We start from the raw sequence: 1,614 nt of genomic DNA, 5'->3' as shown, positions 1-1,614 counted from the left end.
GGAGGTTAGAAATGAATGCATATGTAATCCTAGCATTTGCCATTATTGCGGAAGTGTTCGGAAGTTCAATGATGAAATTATCTAATGGATTTAAAAAACTGTACCCAACGCTTGGGGTAATAGCGGGGATGGCTGCAGCATTTTACGGATTATCTTTAGCTTTAAAAACAATCCCATTAGGTACTGCTTATGCAATATGGTCTGGAGTAGGTACTGCACTTACTGTATTAGTTGGGACCTTCGTATATAAGGAGAAAGTAACCACAAGAAAAATGATTGGAATATTATTGATTATTGTTGGAGTAGTTGTAATGAAACTTGCAGCAGATTAATGAAAGGAGATCCGTACATGAGACAGGGATATATTTATTTATCAATAGCGATTTTGGGTGAGATTTTTGGTACAACCATGCTTAAAATGTCAGAGGGGTTCGCCCATTTATTACCTAGTCTAGGATTAATCATGGGGATGGGACTCGCCTTCTATTTTTTATCATTAAGTTTAAAGACAATTCCTTTAAGCTTAGCCTACGCGATTTGGTCTGGAGTAGGAACGGCTTTAACGGCACTGATAGGGGTTGTCATTTGGAACGACCCCTTTGGCATTTTAACGGGTGTCGGACTTATTCTTATCATTGGTGGTGTAGTTATTTTAAATACATCCAATGCAACTAGGACAGTTCAAGAATCATCTAATTAGAAGAAAGGAGTGCCTTATGAGAAGTAATTCCAAACGAGGAGAGATATTAGCTTCTGCTTCGTATATTGTCGAGAATTTAGGAATGGACAAATTAACCTTAGAGGCCGTTGCCAATAAAACTGGGATTAGTAAAGGTGGCTTATTGCATCACTTTCGTAACAAAGAAGCTTTAATTGAAGGAATGATCATCGAGTACACAGAACAATTTATTGAGGAACTTACATCGATTACAAGTAAATCGAATGAGCAAGGAAAGTGGATAAGAGCGTACTTAAACGTAATACTCAATGATAAAGCGTTAGTAAGCGGTCTAGCAGCAGCATCTGTTGCAGCAATGAATTATAATCCTTCTTTGCTTGACCGAATGCAGGAAATGTATCGTGTAATTACGAATGGAATATCTAATGATGGCGGCGATGTAATTGATTCAACCATTGTGAGACTAGCCGCTGATGGTCTGTGGTTTTCTGAAATTTATGGATTAGGAAAAATGGATGAAGATACAAAAGAAAAAGTAATAAAGAAACTACATGATATGATAAATAAAGATTTTCAAAACTAACAGTTCCTGGATAAGAAGCTTTACAATCTAACTGTCGTTCTGAAAGATGAATAGCAGGCATCGAATATAATTCGTTGCCTTTTTTTGCGCTCTCTTAGATAGGATCGTGTGAATAAAAACAAAAAAATTAGCTTCCATTGATTAACTGTATAAAATCTATAATGTCGTGTAAGATTGATTTTGTTCTATATATTGGTTAAATAGAGAACATCAGTCATCAAGATCATTCACAAAGAAGAAGGTATAGCAATGTTACTATTTATAATGTTTATTTGTCTTTTATTCTCCATACTCTTTATAGTGAGAGAGGGAGAGGATATTCTCAAAAAAGTTGCTTTTGTAGTGTTAGTTA

At 35.6% G+C, this 1,614-nt stretch carries 3 protein-coding genes; all 3 read left to right on the top strand.

Going from position 1 to position 1,614, the window contains the following annotated elements; translation table 11 throughout:
- Positions 1-332 (top strand): DMT family transporter (locus tag ACWPWY_RS23495; RefSeq protein ID WP_454193946.1); only part of this gene is annotated, 332 nt, incomplete at its 5' end.
- Positions 333-349: 17 nt separating this feature from the next.
- Positions 350-700, top strand: a complete 351-nt coding sequence (locus ACWPWY_RS23490; RefSeq protein WP_454191814.1) for a DMT family transporter — start codon at positions 350-352, stop codon at positions 698-700.
- A 16-nt stretch (positions 701-716) separates the two neighbouring features.
- Positions 717-1,262, top strand: coding sequence for a TetR/AcrR family transcriptional regulator (locus tag ACWPWY_RS23485; protein WP_454193945.1), 546 nt, complete (start codon positions 717-719; stop codon positions 1,260-1,262).
- Positions 1,263-1,614 lie beyond the last annotated feature (352 nt).

The organism is Paenibacillus sp. Marseille-Q7038 (genome assembly GCF_965111595.1).
This window is presented reverse-complemented; position numbering and strand designations above follow the sequence as displayed.

Excerpts from the sequence above, each read along its gene's own strand:
- ACWPWY_RS23485 (WP_454193945.1), top strand. The coding sequence starts at position 717 with ATGAGAAGTAATTCCAAACGAGGAGAGATATTAGCTTCTGCTTCGTAT.
- ACWPWY_RS23490 (WP_454191814.1), top strand. The coding sequence starts at position 350 with ATGAGACAGGGATATATTTATTTATCAATAGCGATTTTGGGTGAGATT.